Origin of the sequence: Mesorhizobium sp. CA5 (genome assembly GCF_020165105.1) — a bacterium.
GTDB lineage: Bacteria > Pseudomonadota > Alphaproteobacteria > Rhizobiales > Rhizobiaceae > Mesorhizobium.
Genome location: NZ_JAIUHJ010000025.1, coordinates 60260 through 82116, shown reverse-complemented (window position 1 = coordinate 82116; position 21857 = coordinate 60260). Strand labels below are relative to the sequence as shown.

At 61.3% G+C, this 21857-nt stretch carries 23 protein-coding genes and 1 pseudogene; 15 read left to right on the top strand and 9 right to left on the bottom strand.

Annotated elements, in window-relative coordinates:
* Positions 1-49: 49 nt before the first annotated feature.
* From LB529_RS25595 to LB529_RS25585, 3 genes are read right to left on the bottom strand one after another with little or no spacing between them, the layout of a single operon-like run.
* Positions 50-1000: a type II secretion system F family protein gene (locus tag LB529_RS25595; protein ID WP_224712672.1), complete on the bottom strand. Its 951-nt coding sequence runs from the start codon at positions 998-1000 to the stop codon at positions 50-52.
* 18 nt (positions 1001-1018) lie between these two features.
* The gene (locus tag LB529_RS25590; RefSeq protein WP_224712663.1) at positions 1019-1990 is read right to left on the bottom strand and encodes a type II secretion system F family protein; all 972 of its coding nucleotides are present in this window, start codon (positions 1988-1990) and stop codon (positions 1019-1021) included.
* Positions 1990-3372 (bottom strand): CpaF family protein, encoded by a 1383-nt coding sequence (locus tag LB529_RS25585; RefSeq protein ID WP_224712662.1) that lies wholly within the window; start codon positions 3370-3372, stop codon positions 1990-1992. Before LB529_RS25585 ends, LB529_RS25590 begins: the two co-directional genes overlap by 1 nt.
* Before the next feature lie 497 nt (positions 3373-3869).
* Between LB529_RS25585 and LB529_RS25580 the strand changes: the two genes are divergently transcribed.
* From LB529_RS25580 to LB529_RS25530, 11 genes are all read left to right on the top strand, one after another.
* A complete protein-coding gene (locus LB529_RS25580) occupies positions 3870-4088 on the top strand; it encodes a Flp family type IVb pilin (RefSeq protein ID WP_224712661.1) in 219 nt (72 codons plus the stop codon).
* Between the two features lie 62 nt (positions 4089-4150).
* Positions 4151-4369, top strand: a complete 219-nt coding sequence (locus LB529_RS25575; RefSeq protein WP_224712660.1) for a Flp family type IVb pilin — start codon at positions 4151-4153, stop codon at positions 4367-4369.
* 86 nt (positions 4370-4455) lie between these two features.
* Positions 4456-5490, top strand: coding sequence for a Flp pilus assembly protein CpaB (gene cpaB, locus LB529_RS25570; protein ID WP_224712659.1), 1035 nt, complete (start codon positions 4456-4458; stop codon positions 5488-5490).
* 53 nt (positions 5491-5543) lie between these two features.
* Positions 5544-6989, top strand: coding sequence for a type II and III secretion system protein family protein (locus LB529_RS25565; RefSeq protein WP_224712658.1), 1446 nt, complete (start codon positions 5544-5546; stop codon positions 6987-6989).
* On the top strand, positions 6976-7278 hold the full coding sequence (locus LB529_RS25560) for a hypothetical protein (protein ID WP_224712657.1): 303 nt from the start codon (positions 6976-6978) through the stop codon (positions 7276-7278). Before LB529_RS25565 ends, LB529_RS25560 begins: the two co-directional genes overlap by 14 nt.
* Positions 7279-7343: 65 nt before the next feature.
* On the top strand, positions 7344-8792 hold the full coding sequence (locus LB529_RS25555) for a TadE/TadG family type IV pilus assembly protein (RefSeq protein ID WP_224712656.1): 1449 nt from the start codon (positions 7344-7346) through the stop codon (positions 8790-8792).
* 4 nt (positions 8793-8796) lie between these two features.
* The gene (locus tag LB529_RS25550) at positions 8797-9294 is read left to right on the top strand and encodes a TadE/TadG family type IV pilus assembly protein (protein WP_224712655.1); all 498 of its coding nucleotides are present in this window, start codon (positions 8797-8799) and stop codon (positions 9292-9294) included.
* Positions 9288-9920 (top strand): TadE/TadG family type IV pilus assembly protein, encoded by a 633-nt coding sequence (locus LB529_RS25545; protein ID WP_224712654.1) that lies wholly within the window; start codon positions 9288-9290, stop codon positions 9918-9920. The genes LB529_RS25550 and LB529_RS25545 overlap by 7 nt, the downstream gene beginning before the upstream one ends.
* Complete coding sequence (locus tag LB529_RS25540) at positions 9917-11080, top strand: CpaE family protein (RefSeq protein WP_224712653.1); 1164 nt, start codon at positions 9917-9919, stop codon at positions 11078-11080. Before LB529_RS25545 ends, LB529_RS25540 begins: the two co-directional genes overlap by 4 nt.
* Positions 11067-11642 carry a L,D-transpeptidase gene (locus LB529_RS25535; RefSeq protein WP_224712652.1) on the top strand — a complete coding sequence of 192 codons (576 nt, stop codon included), beginning with the start codon at positions 11067-11069 and terminating at the stop codon, positions 11640-11642. Before LB529_RS25540 ends, LB529_RS25535 begins: the two co-directional genes overlap by 14 nt.
* Positions 11639-12196 (top strand): hypothetical protein, encoded by a 558-nt coding sequence (locus tag LB529_RS25530; RefSeq protein ID WP_224523823.1) that lies wholly within the window; start codon positions 11639-11641, stop codon positions 12194-12196. The genes LB529_RS25535 and LB529_RS25530 overlap by 4 nt, the downstream gene beginning before the upstream one ends.
* Before the next feature lie 32 nt (positions 12197-12228).
* On the opposite strand, the gene LB529_RS25525 is transcribed toward LB529_RS25530, so the two are convergent.
* Complete coding sequence (locus tag LB529_RS25525) at positions 12229-12762, bottom strand: hypothetical protein (protein ID WP_224712651.1); 534 nt, start codon at positions 12760-12762, stop codon at positions 12229-12231.
* 208 nt (positions 12763-12970) lie between these two features.
* Here LB529_RS25525 and LB529_RS25520 point away from each other — a divergent pair, with 208 nt between their 5' ends.
* From LB529_RS25520 to LB529_RS25510, 3 genes are all read left to right on the top strand, one after another.
* Complete coding sequence (locus tag LB529_RS25520; RefSeq protein ID WP_224712650.1) at positions 12971-13675, top strand: thermonuclease family protein; 705 nt, start codon at positions 12971-12973, stop codon at positions 13673-13675.
* Between the two features lie 258 nt (positions 13676-13933).
* Positions 13934-14680, top strand: coding sequence for a GGDEF domain-containing protein (locus LB529_RS25515; RefSeq protein WP_224712649.1), 747 nt, complete (start codon positions 13934-13936; stop codon positions 14678-14680).
* Positions 14681-14946: 266 nt separating this feature from the next.
* Positions 14947-15852, top strand: a complete 906-nt coding sequence (locus tag LB529_RS25510) for a LysR substrate-binding domain-containing protein (protein ID WP_224712648.1) — start codon at positions 14947-14949, stop codon at positions 15850-15852.
* On the opposite strand, the gene LB529_RS25505 is transcribed toward LB529_RS25510, so the two are convergent.
* The 5 genes from LB529_RS25505 to LB529_RS25485 are packed head-to-tail and all read right to left on the bottom strand — an operon-like array spanning position 15836 to position 21430.
* Entirely contained in the window at positions 15836-16633 is a 798-nt protein-coding gene (locus LB529_RS25505) for a peroxiredoxin-like family protein (protein WP_411962581.1), read from the bottom strand. The two genes, LB529_RS25510 and LB529_RS25505, sit on opposite strands and share 17 nt — an antisense overlap.
* A 47-nt stretch (positions 16634-16680) precedes the next feature.
* Complete coding sequence (locus LB529_RS25500; RefSeq protein WP_224712647.1) at positions 16681-18027, bottom strand: dihydrolipoyl dehydrogenase family protein; 1347 nt, start codon at positions 18025-18027, stop codon at positions 16681-16683.
* An 18-nt stretch (positions 18028-18045) separates the two neighbouring features.
* Positions 18046-19440: an NAD(P)/FAD-dependent oxidoreductase gene (locus LB529_RS25495; protein ID WP_224712646.1), complete on the bottom strand. Its 1395-nt coding sequence runs from the start codon at positions 19438-19440 to the stop codon at positions 18046-18048.
* Positions 19441-19473: 33 nt separating this feature from the next.
* Positions 19474-20625: a patatin-like phospholipase family protein gene (locus tag LB529_RS25490; protein ID WP_224712645.1), complete on the bottom strand. Its 1152-nt coding sequence runs from the start codon at positions 20623-20625 to the stop codon at positions 19474-19476.
* Between the two features lie 22 nt (positions 20626-20647).
* Positions 20648-21430, bottom strand: coding sequence for a 3-hydroxybutyrate dehydrogenase (locus LB529_RS25485; protein ID WP_224712644.1), 783 nt, complete (start codon positions 21428-21430; stop codon positions 20648-20650).
* Positions 21431-21672: 242 nt separating this feature from the next.
* Between LB529_RS25485 and LB529_RS29255 the strand changes: the two are divergent.
* Positions 21673-21840, top strand: a pseudogene (locus LB529_RS29255) (LysR family transcriptional regulator); the annotation flags it as partial.
* Between the last annotated feature and the right edge of the window lie 17 nt (positions 21841-21857).

Genomic DNA, 21857 nt, shown 5'->3' with positions numbered 1-21857 from the left:
GTGTCCCAGGAGTCCCCGACTCTATTTTAGAAGCTAATCATACGACCGACTAGAAGAAAATGCCTCTCATGCGAATGACGACCGGCAAAAGGACGATCATCAGCACCACCGGAAAGATGCAGATGCCGAGTGGGATCATCATCTTGACCGGAAGGGCATTGGCGCGCTCCTCCGCATTGAGGATTCTCTGCGATCGCATTTCCTCGCTGTATACGCGCAGAGCGTCTGTGAGGCTTGTGCCGAGTTCCTCAGACTGGCGAAACAGAACCGCCAGCGCACGCGCCTCATCCAAGCCGATGCGTTCGGCGAGTTCACGCAATGCTTCACGCAATGGTTTGCCGGCCCGCAGTTGCAGATTCATGATCGCAAGTTGGATGCCGAGCCATTTGTGGGTGCCCGCCAGTTCGGCACTAACGCGCTCCACCGCGGACTCCAGACTCATGCCGGCATCGGCGCAGGTGATCATCATATCCATGAAGTCAGGGAAGCCACGGCGGTAGATTAGCTTCTGCGCGTTCTCCAAGCGGTCAAGCATAATGCTTGGAATCACCATGCAGGCCAGTCCGAACAGGGCCGAGCCGGCAAGTGGAATAAAAGCGGGCAGGTTTGACGGAAGAACCTGAGACAGAAGCAGATAGGCTACCACGAAGCCTGCACAAACGGCACCAAATCTCGACAAAGTATATACCAAGGGCGCGCCAGCCTGGTAGAAACCGGCACGAAAGAGCTTTGCCTCCAGCGCATCGGGTTCCAGCCGCTCTTTCTCGATGGAGCGAAAATAGGCCTCGACCGGTCGCTGCGCCGAAATCTTGGCCTGATGATCGATGCCTAACATCGACCGGGGGTCCGTCACACCTTCGGCGATGAGGCTTTCCGTCACCAGTTTCCGGGTCTGCAACGCCGGCAGGAAGACGAAGGCTGCAAAGAGAAAAAGCGCCACTGCCGCTCCGAAGACGGCAATGGAGACGAGCAGGCCTAAGTCCTGACTATTTGAGAAAATATCTATCCGCCGCTCCTGTCAGAAATCGAAATTAACCATTCGGTACATGATGAAATCGCCCAACAGCGCCCATACGCCGAAAATCACAAATACCGGCATGATCATGGGGTTGCCCCAGACCGCCCCGTAATAGGCGGGAGCGGCCAGCTGGAGGACGAAAAACATCACGATCGGGAATAGCGAGATGATCCAGGCCGACATCCTACCTTCGGCGGAAAGCGCCCTGATCTTCATCACCAGCTTCTGCCTCTCGCGCAGAACGGCCGAAAGATTATGCAGGATGCCGGTCAGATTACCGCCTGTCTTTGCCTGAATTGACAACGATACCGATAAAAGGTTGAGGCCCTCGAAGCCGACACGTTGCGCCAGTTTGCGTACGGCCTGTTCCATGCTGAGCCCGAAGGTAATTTCATCGGAAACGATGCCAAACTCTGTGCCGAGCGGATCCGGCATCTCGCGGGCGACAAGCCCAATTGCCACGGAGGCTGGGTGGCCGGCCCGCAGGGAGCGGACAATCATATCCAGCGCGTCGGGAAGCTGCTTCGCGAATTTCTGAATTCGCTTGTTGCGAGCCCGCCTCAGCACCAGGAGCGGCAGAACGAGGCCGATCAACAGGAAGCTAATCACTGCTGCGAGGGCAGAGACCCCAATCAAGAGTGATAGAACTGAAGCCACCGTCAGACCGGTAATCAGGAATGTCATCGCGAACCTCAGAGGGCTCCCGGTGATCCCCGATTGCGTGTAGAGCCGGTTCAGGCCGACGTAGCCGAAAACAAAGTCGCCCGAGTTCGAAAGGCCGCGCTCGCGCAAAAGACCTTGCAAGGTCTGCTCTGCCGGAGCCTCGTCGGCCAGACGCCTCAGCCTGCGGTTGACCGTTCCCGCACGGGCGCGCCGGCTGGCATAGGAAAGATAGAGCGCCTCGGCGGCCAGGATGATCGATGCCGCCGCTACAGTATAGATAAAATAAAGCAAGGACTCACCGGACAGCATCAGAGCGGAACCTGCGGATTGAAAGCATCCTTGGCAAAGTGAAATCCCTGGGTTGCGGCTTCCGAGGCGAAACGGGGCCGCACTCCTGTGGCGCGAAAATCGCCAATGATTGCCCCGTCGGCCGTCACGTCACGACGAACGAAATGGTAGATTTCCTGCATCTGCACCACATTGCCTTCCATGCCGGTAAGCTCCGAAATGGAAATGACCCGCCTGCCGCCGTCCGAAAGGCGCTGAGTTTGCACGATGATATCTATAGCGGAAGCAATCTGGGCCCGAATCGACTCATAGGTCATCGGCATGCCGGCCATGCCGACCATCTGCTCCAGGCGCGATATGGCGTCGCGCGGCGTGTTGGCGTGGATGGTGGTCATCGAGCCTTCATGGCCGGTGTTCATGGCCTGCAGCATGTCGAAGGCTTCCTCGCCGCGCACCTCGCCGACGATGATACGATCAGGACGCATGCGCAGCGCGTTCTTCACCAACTCGCGCTGGCGAACCTCGCCCTTGCCTTCGACATTGGGTGGGCGTGTCTCCAATCGGCCGACATGCGGCTGCTGCAATTGCAGTTCCGCGGCGTCCTCGATGGTGATCAGACGCTCCCTGGCAGGAATATAGCTTGACAAAGCATTCAGCAGGGTGGTCTTGCCGCTGCCGGTACCGCCTGAAACCAGGATGGATTTGCGCGCCTGAACTGCGATGCGCAGCAAATCGACCATCGCCGGGCGTATCGAATTGAGCACGACTAGCCGCTCCAGCGAATAAGGATTCCTGGAGAACTTGCGGATCGATACCAGCGGCCCGTCCACCGATATCGGCCTTACCGCTATGTTGACGCGCGAGCCGTCATCCAGCCGCGCGTCCACCATCGGCGAGGATTCATCGACGCGTCGGCCGATATTCGACACGATCTTGTTGACGACACGCAGCAGATGGGCCTCGTCGCGGAACCGGATGGCGGTTTCCTCGATCATGCCGCGGCGTTCGATGAACACGCGCTCATGCGTGTTGATCATGATGTCGGTGATCGAATCGTCCTTCAGCAGCGGCTCGATCGGACCGAGCCCCAGCATCTCGTCGGCGGTGTCGCTGGTCAGCTGATCCAGCTCGCGGGCATTCAGCGGTACGTTCCGGCCGCGCACGAACTCGCGCACGATGGGCCGTATCTCGTTCAGGATTTCGTCCTTTGAGGAATTCTCCAGGGCAGTCAGGTTGAAACGGTCGACAAGATGGCGATGCAGCTCGACCTTGAGGGTCAGAAAATCATCGCCTTGCGGTTCGGCTTCGGCCGCGGGAGCAGTGGCCGCTCCATTCGGCGCAGCGGCGATCGGCGCCAGTTGCATCTTCTGTTCGTTCGGCCCTTTGATGAAGCGACCCAACATGCCGCTTACCCCTTTATGATTTCCCCAGATGGAAACTATGCGTTAACCACGAGAGGCACAAGCGGCCTGCAAGCTACACAGCGTATAATACTTGCGACATAGTTAAGAGATGGAGATTCGGAAAATCGTTTTATTTTCCCCTGCGTACCGCACCCGGACTAAAGTCCTACGACCTATGTCACCACGTAGGCCGACATTGGTCGGTAAGCCCTTAGATATACTGAGATATGCATTGTTTCTAATATGGCGGCCCAGAGGTATGGCTGCGGCGGAATTGTGAACGAATGGTTAAGATCACTTGAAAAATGAGACGAATCAAGCTGTTGTCGAAATTCAGAAGGCGTATTAACGAGTATTGAAGGCTTAAGGGAATGTTAATCCGTTTGACTCGGCTTTTTCGCGGGACCTAGGATTGAACGTGACGGGGGATGCTTGGGTATGGGGTTCATCCTTAGCTCTGTCTCGTCGGGTTCAAACCTCCAAAGGGAGAAATTGGCATGAAGAAGCTCATGACGATGACCCGGCAGTTCCGCGACGATGAAAACGGCGCTGCTATGGTCGAATATTCTATTCTCGTCGGCATCATTGCCGGGGCGGCAATTTTGGCCATTCTCGCAATCGGCGGATGGGTGTCCGGCCGTTTCACCGGCCTCTGCACCAACCTGGCTAGAGTCGCCGGCACTACCTGCAACGCTGCCGCCGGCACTGGTACTTGATCGGAACAGGCGTCTATGCCGTTGGCTCTTTCTAAGGGCACCGGCTGACGTGGAGACCAAACATGAAAACGCTCTTGATGATGCGCCGGCGGTTCCGCGACGATGAGAGCGGCGCTGCCATGGTCGAATACTCAATACTGGTCGGCATCATCGCTGGCGCAGCGATCCTTGCGATCTTGGCGATTGGCGGTTGGGTGAGCGGCCGGTTTGCGGGCCTTTGCACGAATTTGGCAAGGGTAGCGGGAACTACGTGCGACTCCGCTGCCGGCACGGGCAGTTAACAAGTCAGACCCGGATTTCGCGATCCGGGTCTGAATTTCAAATGCGTGGCGGAAACCGCTATGGGCTGGCCTAGGGGCTTGGGTCGATGCGTGCAAATACATTGATAATGATCGTTCTCGCCGGCGTGTTCGGCGTCCTTGCGGTCGTGCTGGCTAACATCTGGCTCGCCAACCAACGCAGCGCCATGGCATCGATTGCCGGCGTTCAGCGTGATACCGTGGTCGTGGCGGCTGTGGCGCTGAAATTCGGCGATACGCTGACAGCCGACAAGCTGCGTGAGATTCCCTGGCCCGCGGGAGCGGTGCCTACAGGCGCCTTCAAAACAACGAAGGATGCGCTGGCCGGCGAAGGTGCAAAGCAGGCGCTGCAGACGATTGGCGTAAACGAGCCGGTGCTCGCGGCCAAGATCACCGGTCCTGGCCAGCGCGCCACGCTTTCCGCGGTGCTTGGCGAGGGAATGAAGGCCGTCTCGATCCGGGTCAACGACGTATTGGGCGTTGCCGGTTTCGTGTTCCCTGGCGATCGCGTCGATATTCTTTTGACGCGAACGGTGCGCGACAGCGATGGAATGGACAAGAGCTTCGTCGATGTGCTGCTGCAGAGCATGAAGGTGCTTGCCGTCGACCAGGTGGCGGATGAGAGCAAGGACAGTCCTACCGTGGTCAAGGCGGTGACGCTGGAGGCCAGCACCAAGGACGCGCAGAAGCTGACGCTTGCAGCTGGCGTCGGCCAACTGTCTCTGGCTCTGCGCCAGGCCGCAGCGAACAAGGGCGAGACCACCGAACGCATTACGCTTTCGGATTTGACCGGCGACACACCCGGCGACGTCGCCAAGAGGCAGGCCGAGCTCGACCGGCAGAAAGCCGCCGACGCGGCTGCCGCGGAGGAACGAAAGCGTGCCAACGACAAGATCGATGGCATTGCCCAGGCAGTCGAGCGGGTCGACAGCAGGATAGACGAATTGAGCAAGGTCAAGCCGGCGCCGGCGGTCACTGCGGCACCGCAGCAGGTCGTCAAGGAAGTGGTGAAGTACCTACAGCCTGAACCGCCGGCGCAGGCCACGATCGGAGTGTTCCGGGGGGTCAAGCTTGAGACCTATGAAGTGCCGCGCCAACGCTAAAAAGGCGAGCGGCAAACGAGGGGCTGCCGGTTGGCAGCAATGGGGAGATGCGGATGCAGCGAGTTTGGACGGGGTTGGCGGCGGCCGCGCTATCCTTTGTGGCGTTATCGGCGATCTCGGATTACGCGGCCATGGCGGCCGACCGCTTCATCGACGTATCGAGCCCGTCGCTGCATCGCGTCTTCGTGCCCGTTTCCCAATCGGCCACGATCCAGGTGAACGCCACTTTGGGTGACATCGTGGTCGGCGACGAGAAGATCGCCGATGCGCAGCCGATGACCGACAAGACGCTCTACATCATCGGCAAGAGCGTCGGCACCACCACCGTCAATCTGTTTTCCGAGGACAAGCGCTCGCTCGGCGCCATTCAGATCGAGGTCGGCCAGGATGTCAGCGACATGGCGGTGGCTATCCGCCAGGTGGCGCCAAAGGCCCGCGTCGAGATCGGTTCGATCAACGGCAAGATAAGGCTCAGCGGCCATGTCAAGGACGCCGCGACACTGGCATCCATCGTGGAAGTCACCCAGCAATATGGCCCCGACGCCATTATCAATGCCGTGACCATCGATGACAGCGAACAAGTCAATCTTTCCGTACGCATCCTGGAGGCCAAACGCAGCGCCGGTCGCGATCTTGGTGTGTCGTGGAGAGGCGCAAACCGCAGCGGCAAAACTATTTGGGGAACTGGCGATGCCACGGTGGACAAGGACGGAACAGTACTTGGAACCGGCGATCTGATCAGCGGTCTGTTGTCGAATTCAAGCCCGTTCGCGGCACTGATAACCCGCGTCATCGACAGCAACGTCAAGGTCGATCTGATTATTCAAGCGCTGGAGTCGAAAGGCGTCGTTCGTACGCTGGCCGAACCAAACCTCACCACGGTCTCGGGCGAAACAGCCAGCTTCAACGCCGGCGGCGAAATACCGGTTCGAAGCGTCAACAGCCAAGGCGAAGTCGAAATCCAGTTCAAGCAGTTCGGCGTCAACCTGAACTTCACGCCGGTCGTCCTCGACGACGGCAAGATCCACATCAAGCTTGCCCCTGAGGTCAGCGACCTGACCGGCTTCACCCCGGCCGGCGATCCGATCTTCACCAATCGCAAGCTGGCGACCGTGGTCGATTTGCGCGACGGCCAGAGCTTCGCGGTCGGCGGCCTGCTCTCGAGCAAAAACACCAGGCTGCAGGACCAGGTGCCGTGGCTCGGTCAGGTGCCGATCATTGGTGCGCTGTTCCACAATTCGAGCACGCAGAAGGAAGAGACCGAGCTTGTCGTCATCGTGACGCCGCATCTCGTGCGGCCGGTGAAACCCGGCCAGCAGCTGGCGACACCCTTCGACAAGACAAGGCCGGCCAACGACCCGGAACTCATGCTGCTCGGTCAGCTCGAAGTCAACAAGGACATGATCCGCATGTACGAGCATGGCGAAGGCGTCACAGGGCCCTACGGCCACATGCTGGATGTGAAATCGAAGGACAAGCTGGTCTATGTCAAGAAATAAGCTCCTGCTCGTCCTTCTCGGCACCAGCCTGCTCGCAGGCTGCGCGGCCGACTATTTGAACAACTACGACACGATGACTTTGGCATCGGGCGATTCGCAGAAGGCCAACCAGCTGCTGCAGACGGTTGACCCGTATAACCCGGCTTCGAACAACACGAAGATCGAAGGCAATGGCGCACGGTCGGTCGCCGTGGTGCAGAAATACAAGCTTCCGCCGGGTGGATCGACGCCGACGACGAACATGACAGTCAATGTCGGGCCGTCGAGCGCGCCCAGCGTAACGAACTAAACGGAAGGATGCGGCGCGTCGGGCGCGCGAGGACACCCGGTACGAATGGAACAGAGAGTAGGGTCATGTTGGGGACCATTCGTGAATTCTGGCGGGATCAGCGCGGCATAGCGATGGTCTTCGCTGCCATGCTTCTGCCGGTGATAATCGGCTTGGCGCTTCTCGCCATCGACATGAGTCGGGCTGGCGGCCTTCATAATGACATGCAGAAGGGTGCTGACGCATACGCTCTTGCCGCGGCTGCGGAGCTCGACGGCAACACCGATGCAATCACGCGAGCAAACAGCGCCATCACGAATCTTCTGAAAACCAACAGGACACTATTTTCAACCTCCGGCAGCCACACGCTGGTTCCCGCCGACCTTACGGTCACCTACCTGTACAACATTCCGGCCAACGACACGATCACGCTCAGCCCGGCAGGTGTGGACTCCAACGGCGTAGACTGGAGTACCACCGACCCGAAACTGGCAAAATTTGCCGAAATAACGGTGAACTCCACGGCTTTCGCTACAATATTTCCTGCGAGCTTCGTAGGTGGCAGCAATGGCATGAACCTGACGACGCAAGCCGTGGCGGGGTTCACCAATGCCTTGTGTCAGTTTACGCCGATGTTCATCTGCAATCCCTACACCTCGCTTGGCGCGCTTCAGACCGCACTGACCGGCACGACGAAGCCGATGATATGGCTGAAGGAGCAGACCGGCGGCAACACTGCGCAGTATGGCCCAGGGAACTATGGCTTCCTGTCCTCACCGGAGGGTGACAAGTCAACACAGACATTGACCGAAATGTTCGCGGTGACGAACCCGCCTGCCTGCTACAGCCAGACTGGGGTCACCACTCGTCCGGGCAATATTCCTCCGGTCAATGACGGCATCAACACGCGCTTCGACATATATCCGAATGGCAACAGCGGTAAATTAATCCCGGCAGATGCTCCTCCGGCTCCGAATGTTCGAAAGGGCATGGTTGTGAAGAACAACGGGAACAGTTGCAGCTACGATCTGCCCAACAGCGGACAGGCGAACAACTACAAGGCGCTGCCTCGGGACAATTGCTTCTACTCAGGCGGCTGCACCCAGGCAGGCGTGCTTGGCAACGGGTCGTGGGATTTTTCCGGTTACTGGAGCGTCAACCATGGCAACGCTAGTACGTCCGGAGTGGTGACTGCATGTGGCGCGAACCCAAGCCGGTATTGCGTCTACAAGTATGAAATCGACAATCCGACTTTGAAGAGCGGGCAAGAAAAGACGCCGCCCCAGTGCAATTCGACGACCCAATCCGCGGACAGGCGACTTCTTTACGTCGCGATTATCGACTGCGTGGCTAACACCGTTCAGGGCGGCAGCCAGAACCTGCCGGTGCAGGCCTTTGCCAGTGTTTTCGTGACCGAGCCGGCTGGCGGCCCGCCCAACGCGGACATCTACGGCGAGATTCAGGACATCAGCACCACGGTTGGCTTGGGCACTCTGAAAAAGCTTCAGCGCAATGAAGCGCAGCTCTACCGGTGATGCCATGATTGCAGCGCTCAGCCAAATTATCCGGCGGTTCCAAGGCGATCAAGGCGGCGCAGCCCTTGTCGAGGTGGCTCTCGTCGCACCCTTCATGCTGCTGTTGTCAGCCGGCGTATTCGAATTCTCCAACATCCTGAACACCCGCCTGCTGCTCTTGGCCGGCGTCGAGGACGCGGCCCGCTACATGGCCCGTTGCAACGACAGCAACTGGAACAATTGTATCACCGTCGGCACGAACCTCGCGGTGAACGGAGCTGTGACCGGCGGCAGCGCGCGCGTCCTGGGTTGGACCACGGCGCAGATAACCGTGACCACGACCTCGACACCAGCAATTGACCCGGCGACAGGTACCGAACTCTATTTGAGCAACACCAGCAATGTAAACGTGGTTGAGGTCTCCACTTCGTATCCCTACAGCAATCTCGGACTGTGGGGTTATCTCGGCTTTGGCGCACTCACCCTGACCGTCTCGCACCAAGAGCGAGTATTCGGATGGTGATCGCGCTGAAAAGATTTGGAGCCGACCGCAACGGCGCCACGATGGTCGAGATGGCCGTCGCTATGCCGATGCTGCTGATCCTGTTGCTCGGCTTCGTCGATTTCGGCTACGCCTTCTATCAATGGAATGCCGCCAATAAGGCTGTGCAGGTTGGGGCGAGGATCGCACAAGTCTCGACCCCAGTCGCCAGCGGACTAGCGCTGGAGGGGAAGACACCTTCGGATTCAACGCTCGTAGGAGCGGCAGTTCCGGCCGGCACCTATGACTATATTTGCACCGCCAATGCCGCAGGCACGGCTTCGTGCACCTGTGGTTCGAGTTCGTGCATGGACACCACCGCGAACCAGGCGGCTTTCGACTTTATCTTCAGCGGCGGCGGCGGCCGAGCGGGGATGGCGAATATTCTGCCGGGCCTGCAGAAATCCGAAGTTCGTCTCGAATACGCTGCGAGCGGCTTGGGTTACTGGACACGTCCAAACGGGCCGGTGCCTACCGTTACGGTCAGTATTGTCAATCACCCTGTCCAGTTCTTCTTCCTGGGTGGATTGCTTGGACTCGGTAATCTGCAAATGCCTTCCATGCTGAGTACTGTAACAGGTGAAGATTTAAAGAGCACCTTCCCATGAACGCCATCGACACCAGAGTTCTCCCGACCAAGCGCAAGCAGGTCGCCCTGTTTTCCGGCGATGCGAATTTCAAGCGCGACGTCACCACGCGTCTCGACGCGCTGGCGATCTATGACGTCAAGGTCGCGGACGCGGCGGAGTTCCTGAAGGGGCCGCCGGTCGACAGCCGCCCCGGCATCATCATCCTCGATCTGGCCAATGGCGAACTGCTCGGCAATGGGGGAATCGTCGAGGCGCGCGCGGCCTGGGCGTCGGTGCCGCTGATTGCGATTTCCGACGAGCTCACCTCCGAGCAGACGCGCGTTCTGGTGCGCATGAATGCCTCCGACTGGCTGCACAAGCCGCTCGATCCCAAGGAGCTGCTCAACGCCGTCACCTTCCACGACACCGGCAACCAAGGCACCAAGAGCCGCATCGTCACCTTCATTGCCGCGAGCGGCGGCGCCGGCGCCACCACGCTGGCGATCTCGGCGGCGGAGCACCTCGCCTCGAAGTCGGCCGAGCGGGCGGCCTCGACCTGCCTCGTCGACCTCGACTTCCAGAGCGCCAATTGCGGCGCCTATCTCAACCAGTTCAATCAGTTCGATCTCTCCGGCATCATCGGCCAGCCGGACCGGCTCGACGTCGAGCTGATGGACGTCATCAAGCTGTCGCGGCCGTCGGGCCTGACGCTCTATTCCTTCGAGCGGCCGCAGCTGCCTTTCGAGCCGCACGGTTCCGACTTCGTGTTCCGGCTGCTCGATCTCGTCGCCTACCGCTTCGACGACATCGTCATCGACCTGCCCAACATCGAGACGCCGTGGCACGATTCGGTGCTGCGCACGAGCGACGAAATCTTCATCGTCTTCGAGCTCAACGTCGCTTCGCTGAGGCAAGGCAAGCGGCTCTACAAGAAGATCCGCGAATTGCGCGGCAACAAGGTCAGCATCACGCTGGTGGCCAACAAGCATAAGCGCAAATGGTTCGGCAACCACTTCTCGCGCAGCGAGCTGGAGAAGATCTTCAAGGCGCCGCACATCAAGTCGCTGGCGCTGGACAACGCACTCCTGGCCGACGCGCTGAACCGCGCCATCCTGCCTTCCGAGGTGGACGGACGCGCGCGCTTCAACAAGGACTTGAAACGCATGTTCAAGGAGCGGCTGGACAATGCCCAGCGCTAGCCTTCGCATTGTCGGGCGTCTTGCCGCGGCCGGCCTGATCGGCATCGCGCTGGCGTCGGCCTGCGACGTAGCGATGGCCGGCTCAGGGCTGCCGCCGCTGCCGGCCATGGGCCCCAGCCTGCGCAAGGCGGTCGCCTTTGAGACCGGCGAGCAGCCCGGCACGATCGTCATCCGCAAAAACGAGAAGGCGCTCTATCTGGTGACGGCAGCGGGGCATGCGCTGCGCTACCAGATCAGCGTCGGCCGCGACGGCTTCGGCTGGACCGGAACGGTCAAAATTGCTTCCAAGACCGAATGGCCGGAATGGCGCCCGCCCAGGGAAATGCGCGCGCGCCGGCCGGAACTGCCGGCGATGGTGCCGGCCGGTCCCTACAATCCGCTCGGCGCCAGGGCGCTTTATCTGTCGCGCGACGGGCGCGACACGCTCTATCGCATCCATGGCACCAACGATCCCAAGGGCGTCGGTTTCGACGGCACGTCCGGATGCTTCCGGCTGACGAACACCGATGTGATCGATCTCTTCAAACGCGTCGCGGTGGGCGCAAAGGTGGTGGTTGAATGACGATGATCAGCGAGCCGGACGTCCCGGCAATCGAACTCGGTCACAGGGAAGCCGCTCCGGGAAAGCCCAGCCGGGCCAGGCTGATCGGCGTCGTGGCGGTGGGTGCGCTGCTCGTCACCGTCGTCAACGTGACGGCCGCGGTCTATCTCTATCGCGGCGTCAACGACCTCAAGACGATGGAGGCGCGGCTGGAACAGCTCGGCCAATTCGAGCAGCGGATCGGCGCCCGCATCGACACCGTCAATAACGGTTTCCAGAGCCGGTTCGAGACGCTGGACCATCAGTTGCAGGCGAGTTTCGGCCGGATCAACGGCAATATCGCCAAGCTTGAGCAAGGCCAGCCGGTCGCCGCCAGCGAGCCGGCGCCCGGCGCGGCCGAGCCGGCCCTGCTCGACAACACCACGGTGGCGGATGCGTCCGCGGCCGACGGAGACGCTGGCGCCGGAGACGGACAGCCCGCGTTCAAGCGCAAGGTCGCGCCTCCGGGGCCCAACCCGTCCTACCAGCGCATCCAGCAGCCCGACGGCAAGGTCTATTACAAGAAGATCAACTGAGCAGGCGGGTCTTCGCCGCCCGGACCGGCAGGTTACAGATCGCGCTGCAGCGCAAGCATGCGGACAGCGCGGGCTTCGGCACGCAGCTTTGCCTCGCGCAGAAACGCGACATGGCAATAGGCGCATGCCGCGAGACCGAGGCACAGCACCAGGCAGTTCTGCAAGCTTAGGTCGACCATCACCGAGAACTGAAGGCCATGGGGCGTGACGAAGGCGGCGATCGTGCTCGCCGTTTCCGCGTGGCTGCTCAGCGCCATCATGGACCCGGCGAAAATGATTGCAGCATGATTGGCGATGAAGAAACCGCCGGACCATTTTGAGCAGCTTGCCATCCAGCAGGCGCCCGCCGCCAGGACGATAAAGGCCGCATCGAGCGCCATCGATCCGCCGAGATAGACGTGCACCTGCTGCCAGAACATGGTCGAGAACGGCCGCAGCTCGAGCCAGGCGTGCCACGCAGCGGGGCTCGCCGGATAGAAGCCGAGAAGCAGCGCCGCCGCTCGCTCCGCCGCCAGCAAAATGAGCACCAGGGCCGGAAAGGCAAAAAGCAGTATCGGCTTGCGCATCATGTCATCCCCTCGACATCCGATGGCCGATTCTAGGCCGCATTGGTTGCGCGAGACTTAACGCAACGCCTTGCTTTTCAAGGAATGTCGCTCACATCTAATGTATGGTCCGGTTCAGCGGTCGGGGGGGCGCCATGTCGACAGGAGCTAACGGGTCGGGCTCGGGCCGCACCGCCGGCTATCGGCACGATCCCGCGAGGGTCCACGCGTGAACCAGGTGAGCCCGTCCGGCCGCCCGCTGCTGGCGTCCGCGCTCGGCGGCCTCGGTTTGCTCGCAGGCATGGTGCTGATCGTCGAGGGCGGCCGCCTGCTGCCGCCCGCTTCGATCGCACCGGCTCAGGACGCCGGCGACCTGAAGCCGGCCTTCCATGGCCCGATCCATGACGCGCGGCCAGGCCGGCCGGCGCGCAAGATCGCCGAGGACCTCATTGCGCCGCCGCCGCTCGACCCATCCGGGATCGAGCGCATCGAACCGCGTCCTCCGCTTAGCGAGCTCGGACTTGCGCAGCGGCCGCAGACGCCGATGCCGCAGGATTGGCGCGAGACGCTGCTTTTCCGTCCCGTCGCGACCTCCTCGGCGGTCGTCGAAGCCATGGGACGCACCGTCGCCATCAGCGGGACGGTCGACATAGGCCCCGACAGGACCTGCATGTTCGACGACACCGCCTGGCCTTGTGGCCAGCGGGCGCGGGCCGCCTTCAACGCCTGGCTGCGCGGGCGGGCGCTGAAATGCTTCCTGCCGCCGGACGTCGACCGTTTCGCCATCGCCGCGCCCTGCGCGCTCGGCACGCAGGATGTCGGCGCCTGGTTGGTTTCCAACGGCTGGGCGATGGCCGCTCGCAACGGCATTTACGGCAAGGCGGAGGTGGTGGCGAGAACCGCCCGGATGGGCATTTTCGGCCCACCGCAATAGTGCTGCCGCGGGAAAGCCGGTGGCCGCTCCCCTCGCGCACTTGCGTGAAAGCAGAATGGTCAGGGCGGTTCAGCACTTCTAAAACCTGGACTGGGCCGACGACCTGGCAGGTCGTTAGCCGCCGACCGCGGCCGCCGGTGTGCCGGATCCGGCGCTTGCCATGGAGAACATGCCGACTTGCATCAAATTGTACGTTTCCCTGACACCGAAATCGTAACGGACCTCCTGTATGCCATGCGTCGAACAGGAGATTGGCCCTTGACTGCGAAAACACCGACCGCGCCGGTTCAAACGTGGAAGCACCTCATCTTGCTGGCCGCGCTTGGCACCGCCGCCTGCGTCGGGCTTTCGCTCGGGTTGAACTACCTGCTGCTTTTCAGCGACAGCCTCACGCCATTCGGCCGCGGGGCAGTTACGGCAATCATCGTGCCGATCGTCATCGGTCTGCCGTTGTTTGCCTTGCTCGGCTGGCAACAGGTGGAGATCCGCCGCTACCGGCAGGAACTCACCAGATCCGGCACCTACGACCAGCTGACCGGCTGCCTGAACGGCAAGGTGTTCACCTCGATGGTCGACCGGAGGGCGCAGAGACCGGCCGGTCCGCGCTCCGGCGCCTTTCTGGTCATCCATCCGGAACATCTGGCATCGATCAACCTGCGTTTCGGTCTCGAATGGGGCGACGAGGCCTTGCGGCTGATCGCATCGGCCATCCGATCCGCGGTGCGCAAGGACGATCTGATCGGCCGGATCGGAACCTCGATGTTCGGCGTCTTCCTGCCGGGCGCGAGCGAAGAGGACGCCAAGGACATCGGCGAGCGCATTCGCGGCACGGTCGGCGAGATCTACTTCGCGCCCAAAGGCGACAAGGACGTGCTTGCGATCAAAGTCGGCGGCGTCATTTTCGAGCGGGAGCTGGATTTCGAGGACATGTTCCGCTTCGCGGAGGAAGGCATGGTGGACGCCCCGGACGAAGCCGGCCTGCGGCTGTCGCATGTCACCAACTGAGCCGGCGCGATCGCCCGACACGCCCACCAGATGTTTCGGAAAAGCCGGTGCTGCGAGAGGATTGAACTTCCGCTAATTCAATAAAAACAATACTTTACACTATGTTTTCTAGCATTGGGACGACCGACAAGGTGAACCTGCTGGACAATTGTCTTGCGGGCAAACCCCAGCAAATCACCCCTCGACCTTGCTTGGATTTCCGCTAGCATGGCCGCGAATTAGCTGTTCCTGAAGAAATCGAATTTCGCTGAAGGGGGCGAAAATTCATGGAGATGCAGCAGGTCCGCTATTTCTTGGCCCTGTCCAACACGTTGAACTTCACCAGAGCGGCCGAGGAATGCAACGTCACTCAGCCGGCGCTTACGCGCGCGATCAAGACGCTTGAAGAAGAACTCGGTGGCGAGCTCCTCCGGCGAGAGCGTCAGCACTCGCACCTGACGGAACTTGGACGGCGGATGCTGCCCTTGCTGCAACAATGCTATGACGCGGCCACTTCCGCCAAGTCATTGGCCAAGGCTGTGCAAAGCAGTGACGTTGCGCCGCTCAATGTGACCATTTCGAACAGCATCAACATTGCGCTGCTGGTTTCGCCGTTCACCGAGCTCTTTCGGGCCTATCCCGGTGTGCATCTCAAAATCCACCGTGGCTCGCCGGCGGCTGTGATCGAGGCGCTAAAGGGCGGTGAAGTAGAGTTGGCGATTGCCGGCCCCCTTGGACAGGTTTGGGACCGCCTGGACGTGTGGCCTCTGTTCCAGGAAGGGCTCGAACTCGCGGTAAATTCAGATCACCCGCTCGCCCGGCGAAATGAGGCTGATGTCGCGCTGGCTCAGCTCGCCGCCGAACCTGTGCTCAGCCGGATCGATTGGGAGACGAGCGAAGAACTAGCGCGTTGTCTTTCCGCTAAAGGGTATACACCCCGGACCGCGCATGAAGTCGAGACCGACCAAGATCTCCTTGCGCTGCTTGAGGCCAATGCCGGAGTTGGCTTTGTCTCGCTTACGGCACCGCGATCCTCGAACATCCGCCGGCTCAAGCTTCGCGATCTGGACGTCTCGCGGACCGTTTCGGTTTATGCGGTCGCCGGCAGGCAGCGCGCACCTGTCGCGACGACGCTGCTCAATCTCTTGAGAGCGGCCGACTGGTCATCCTTCGGCGTCAGCGAGCCCGCCTGAGCGCCGCGATCAGGTCGTCGATGTCCATGCGACGGCGGTAGTCCGGATCGACGAAGCGATCGGTGATGATCCCGTCGGTTCCGACGACGAATGTGGCCGGGATCGGCAGGAACCAGCTGGAGTTGCCCTGGTAGCTTGGGAGGTCATAGGCTACGCCCATCAACCGCTCCATCTCGGTTCCGATCCATATTGCGAGGTTAAGAGACAGGGCGTAGCCATTGTCCATATCGGTCAGGAAGGGGAAGCTTGCGCCAACCGCGGCCTTCATGGCCCTGGCGAATTTGCCTCGCTCGGGCATGATCGCCACGATTTGCCCGGCCAATGCCGCGATCTCCTGCTGCGCTTCGACGATGCCGATCGCGTTCAAACGGCAGTAAGGGCACCAATGCCCGCGCTGGAAGGTGATCACAGCGGGTCCTTGGAGCAGGATGTCGGCTAGGCCAACCAGCCTGCCTTCGTCGTCAGGCAGCAGGAATGGCGGCATGACATCGCCGGGCTTTGGCGCCGCCGCTCCGGCACCCTGCTTCTCCAGGCGTTCCACCAGCCGATCTACAGCGTCCGCGAACTCCGAGTTTAGGCGGCGGACCGCCGCGGCAACCACCGCCAGCCGTTCATTGAGAGGCGCATCAAGCTCGATGGCTGCCTGGACGGACTGCTCGAATGTCATTGCCTGGTCGTCGGCGGCCATGTCTGCACTTTCATACCTCGCACACAGCCTATCACCGTAACCCCTCGGCAGTTGCCATGTTTTTCCTGCATGGATTTGATGCCCCACCTGCATCGACACATGCCAGATCTGTGTCTTCTTCGCTGACCCGAGGCGACGCGTTACATCATGTTCCTGATATCCGCTGTGAAGGTCGGGAAAGCGCAGACCATCTCAGACAGCTCTCGTGCCGTGATGCCGTGCTTCATCGCGAGCGCAAATATGTGGATCAGCTCTTCGCCGGCATGGCCGACCAGGTGAGCCCCAAGGATCCTGTCTGTCGTTTCCTCGACGATGATCTTCGACCACGCTACCGGCTCGGCGTAAGTCCTGGCCGAAAGCCAGCCTTGCATGTCGTTCGACCGGACTTTGATGATGAAGCCGCGTTCCCTCGCCTTGGCCTCGGTCAAACCGACGGTTGCCACGGCCGGAATGCTGTAGAGCGAGGCAGGTATGTGACTGTAGTCGGGCCGATGTTTCGGGCCGTCGACGATATTGCGGCCGACGATGCCGCCCTCGTAGGTCGCTATCGGCGAAAGCTGCGGAGAATTCCAGACCGCGTCGCCGCAGACATAGACGTCCGGGTTGGAACGGGACCTCAGATGATCGTCGATCTCGATGCGGCCTTCGCGATGCACGATGATGCCGGCGCCGAGATCGAGGCCCTCGACATTGGCAACGCGCCCGGCGCAATTGACGGCCCGATCTGCGTCCACCCGGTATTCGGCGCCATCCTTCGCGAAGCTCACCCGCAGTCGCCCGTCGCCCTCCTCGATCTTCTTGACCCAGGCCTTGGTATGGATGCTGATACCCAGGCGCTCGCTCTCGCCAAGGAGCTGAGCAATGGCATCCACGTCGAAGCTTCCCAGAAGCTGCGGCAGCGCCTCGAGGATGGTGACTTCAACGCCGGCGCGCGCATAGACGTGACCCAGCTCGAAAGCGATAACGCCACCGCCAATGAACACCACGGCGCGAGGCAGCGTCGGATCGCTCAGCACATCGTCCGATGTCGTCAGGAATTCCGAGCCGGGAATCGGCATTGGGCGCGGCTTCGAGCCGGTGGCGATGACGATGTTCCTGGCCTCGAATTCTCGACTGCCGACGCGGATGGCGTTGCTGGCGACAAATGCGGCCTCGCCGTAGATGACGTCGACGCCTCGCTTGGCCATCAAACCGGACAATCGGGACGGGATGTCTCTGATGATGTCCTTTTCCCGCTCGATCAAGCCTCGCCAATCGAGCCGCGGCGGTTCGATCCTTATTGCATGATCGCCGGCCCTCGCGATCTCGTCGAGCGCGTGGGCTGCCGCGACCAGCACCTTCTTCGGAGTGCAGCCGCGATTGGGACAGGTGCCGCCAAGATCGCGAGCCTCTACCAAGGCGACGGAAAGTCCGGCGGCGCGCGTCGCCACCGTCACGCCCATTCCGGCATTGCCGCCGCCCAGGATCACGACATCATACTTTTCCATCGCATCGCCTCCGCCGCTCTAATGAAGCTTGATGCGCGGTCTGGCGCACCTGACGATCATCTCGCCGATCGAAGCCAGCGTTGTCTGCGCCAGGCCGTGCACCGCCCTGAGATGCATCTTGTGCAGCGAGCGATAGACGAGCCTTGCAACGAGACCTTCAATCTTCAGTCCGCCGATCAGGCTGCCGAACGCACCGTAGTCGGCGAGTGAGACGAGGGAACCATAGTCGCGGTAGCGATACGCCGGCGGGGCCCGCCCCGCGAGACGCGCCGCAATCACCTTGGCCATGTGGCCTGCCTGCTGATGGGCTGTCTGGGCACGCGGCGGCAAGGCGTTTTCTTCGCCCGGGAGAACGCAGTTCGCGCAGTCGCCAATCGCGAATACATTCTCGTCTGCGACCGTGCGCAAGGTTTCATCGACGATCAGGCGGTTGATGCGATCGGTTTCGAGACCTTCGAGACCCTTCAGGAAATCCGGCGCCTTGATACCGGCCGCCCAGACGACCAGTTCGGCAGGCACAAAGAGCTTGTCGCCGAGCCGTATACCGTCTTCGGTCACTTCAGTGACCTTGATCCCGCAGCGTATCTGCACGCCCAACTTGATCAGCAAGCGTGCCGTGGCGCGCGCCATCTGCTCAGGCAGCGCAGGCAGGATTCTCGGTCCGGCTTCGACGATGGTGATGCGGATCAGCCTTTCGAAATCGATGTTGTCGAGATTATGCGACGCAATCTCGCGCATCGACTTGTGAAGTTCGGCTGCCAGCTCGACGCCGGTGGCGCCGGCGCCGACGATGACGCAATGAAGCTGACCAGGTGAAAGCTGCTCATACTGCGCATTGGCGCGCAGGCAGGCATCGATCATGCGCTTGTTGAAGCGGGCCGCCTGTTCCGCGGTATCGAGCGAAATGGCATGGCGCGCGGCGCCCGGCGTGCCGAAGTCATTGGTCACGCTGCCAACGGCCATGACCAGCGTGTCGTAGCCCAGAACGCGCGGCGGGATGACCTGGCGACCGTCATCGTCGAAGCTGGGCGCAACGAAAACCTGGCGTTTGGCACGATCGATGCCGACGACCTCGCCAATGCGGTATCGGTAGCCGTGGCGGCTGGCATGGGCGATGTATTCGACCGCGTCGCGCGATGCGCTCAAGGCGCCGGATGCCACCTCATGCAACAGCGGCTTCCAGATATGGGTGCGGTTTCGGTCGACAAGCGTGACGGAAAGCCGCCGGTTGCCGAACTTGCGGCCGAGGCGCGTCGCCAGTTCCAGGCCGCCCGCGCCGCCGCCTACAATGATCACGCGGTGCAATGACTTGTCCGCGTGCGAGGGAGTCTCCGGGATCGTGCGGAACAGCGTAGCTTTGTTGGCGAGCACGGCTTCCGGGATCAACCGCATGCCGGGGGTGACAATCTGCATCGGTGGTCTCCGTATCTTGCTCGGCGCGGCACGTCACTCTTGGGATTCGTGGATCACAATGCCTTGCAGCATGTCGACCTCGCATTCCCAGGGCTTGTCAGCGAGGACGCGCTGCCCATGCTCGTATCCTGCCTGCCAGCGCGTGCGTATGCCCGAGCGGGTGAAGTCGATGTCCTTGGTGTGGTCCTCGCCGTCCAGTCGCGGCGAAAGCAGGCGAACGAGATGCATGACCGACGGGCAGCCATAGGAGGCGAGCTCCTTGAACATCGGATCCTCGCGACGCTCCTCCGGCACGAGCCTTCCCAGTTCGCGCACGACATGCCGCAACCGATGCAGTTGCTCCTGCCGTGCAACGTGGCTCCGGCCGCGGCTGGCGTATTGAAGGTCCTTCTGTCGCCCCATGACCTGCCAGATCGATTTCGGCTCGTTGGCGCGGGGCTGCCACATGTTGACGGCAAAGATCAGCGCGTCGCGCCGAGGGCGCTCGTCCAGCACGACCTCGATGGGCGTGTTCGAATAGATGCCGCCGTCCCAATAGGGCTCGCCGTCGATGCAGACTGCCGGAAACGCCGGCGGCAAGGCACCCGACGCCATGACATGCGCCGCCGACAGGATCATCTCGCGCGTGTCGAAATATTTGAGCTCGCTGGTGTTGACGTTGACCGCGCCGACCGTCAGCCGCGTGTGGCGCCCGTTGAGATAGTCGAAGTCGATCAGATTGCTCAGCGTCCTCTTGAGCGGATCCGTGGTGTAATAGGATGCGTTCTCGACACCGACCTCGCGGTTGACTCCGAACATGGCGCTTGGGTTCGGTTCGAAGAATCCCGGGATTCCGCGCATCACCGTGCCCATATTGGCAAAGATGTTGCTTGGAACCATCATCCGGAAAAACTCGTCGAATGGACTGCTGCGGCTGACGCCGTCCCAGAATTCCTGGAGCCTGGCGAGACGCACGCGGGGCTCGTTTCCAGCAATCAGCGCGGCGTTGATGGCGCCGATGGACGTGCCGATGACCCAGTCCGGTTCGATGCCACCCTCGACCAGCGCCTGGTAGACGCCGGCCTGGTAGGCGCCGAGCGCGCCTCCGCCTTGAAGGACAAGAACGGTCTGACGCTTGACTTCGCCCTGATGGCCAAGCGCCGGTCCTGCTTGCGGGGCGGACAGATTTTGCGTGATCTTGTTCATCGCCTTCGCTCCTCGTGTGGGTCTAGTGAGCAGTCCAACCGCCTTCGATCGGCATCACGGCGCCGGTGATCGAAGCCGCGTCGTCCGAAGCCAGGAACAGGCAAAGCGCGGCAACCTGCTCGACCGTGACGAACTGCTTGGTCGGCTGCGCTGCCAACAGAACATCCTTGATAACCTGCTGCTCGGTGATGCCGCGCGCCTTGGCCGTATCCGGTATCTGCTTCTCGACCAGCGGCGTGAGCACGTAGCCGGGGCAAACGGCGTTGACCGTGATGCCCTGTTCGGCAACCTCCAACGCGACGGCCTTGGTCAGGCCGGCGACACCGTGCTTGGCAGCGACATAAGCGGATTTATAGGGCGATGCGACGAGCGCGTGCGCCGAGGCCACGTTGATGATGCGGCCCCATTTGCGCGCCTTCATCGCCTGCAAGGCGCGCCGGATCGTATAGAATGAGGACATGAGATCGATCGCCACCACCGCTTCCCATTTCTCGATCGGGAAGTCGTCGATCGGCGCGACATGCTGAATGCCGGCGTTGTTGACCAGTATGTCGACGGCGCCGAACTCGGCGATGGCCTTGTCCATCATCGCCGTGATGGCGTCGCCTTTGCTCATATCCGCATTGTCGTATCGAACGGCGACCTGATGATCGGCCGCAAGCTTGGCCCGCAGGCGTTCGATCTCGGCGGCGTCGCCAAAGCCGTTCAGAACGATGTTGCAGCCCTCGGCCGCGAAGGCTTCGGCAACGCCTTGCCCGATGCCGCTGGTCGAACCGGTGATGAGCGCTGTCTTGCCTTTGAGCATCGTCTTGTCCTTCCGATTGCGCTATGAGCGACGGGGTGCGGGCCGGCTCTGGATCTGACGATGAGTATGGTGAACCGCCGCAAGCTGCGGAAATGCCGTTGAGACATGGATTCGATAGCTGACGGTCAGATCGTCGGCTGTGGAGGTCGATCGACCGCTCGGGTTGTTTGACGTCAGGGCAGCTAGTAAGATTGCATGGCACCCGGGCCGTGCCGTATGCACGTCCAGTGAGGGAGCGTGCAGTGGAGATCAGCCAGGTCCGATACTTCTTGGCCGTTGCCAAGGAACTGAATTTCACGCGGGCGGCCGAGCAGTGCAATGTCACGCAGCCGGCGCTGTCGCGCGCCATCAAACTCCTGGAAGATGAATTCGGCGGGCCGCTTTTCCACCGCGAGCGCCGTTTCACTCACCCAGCCCGGTATACTGG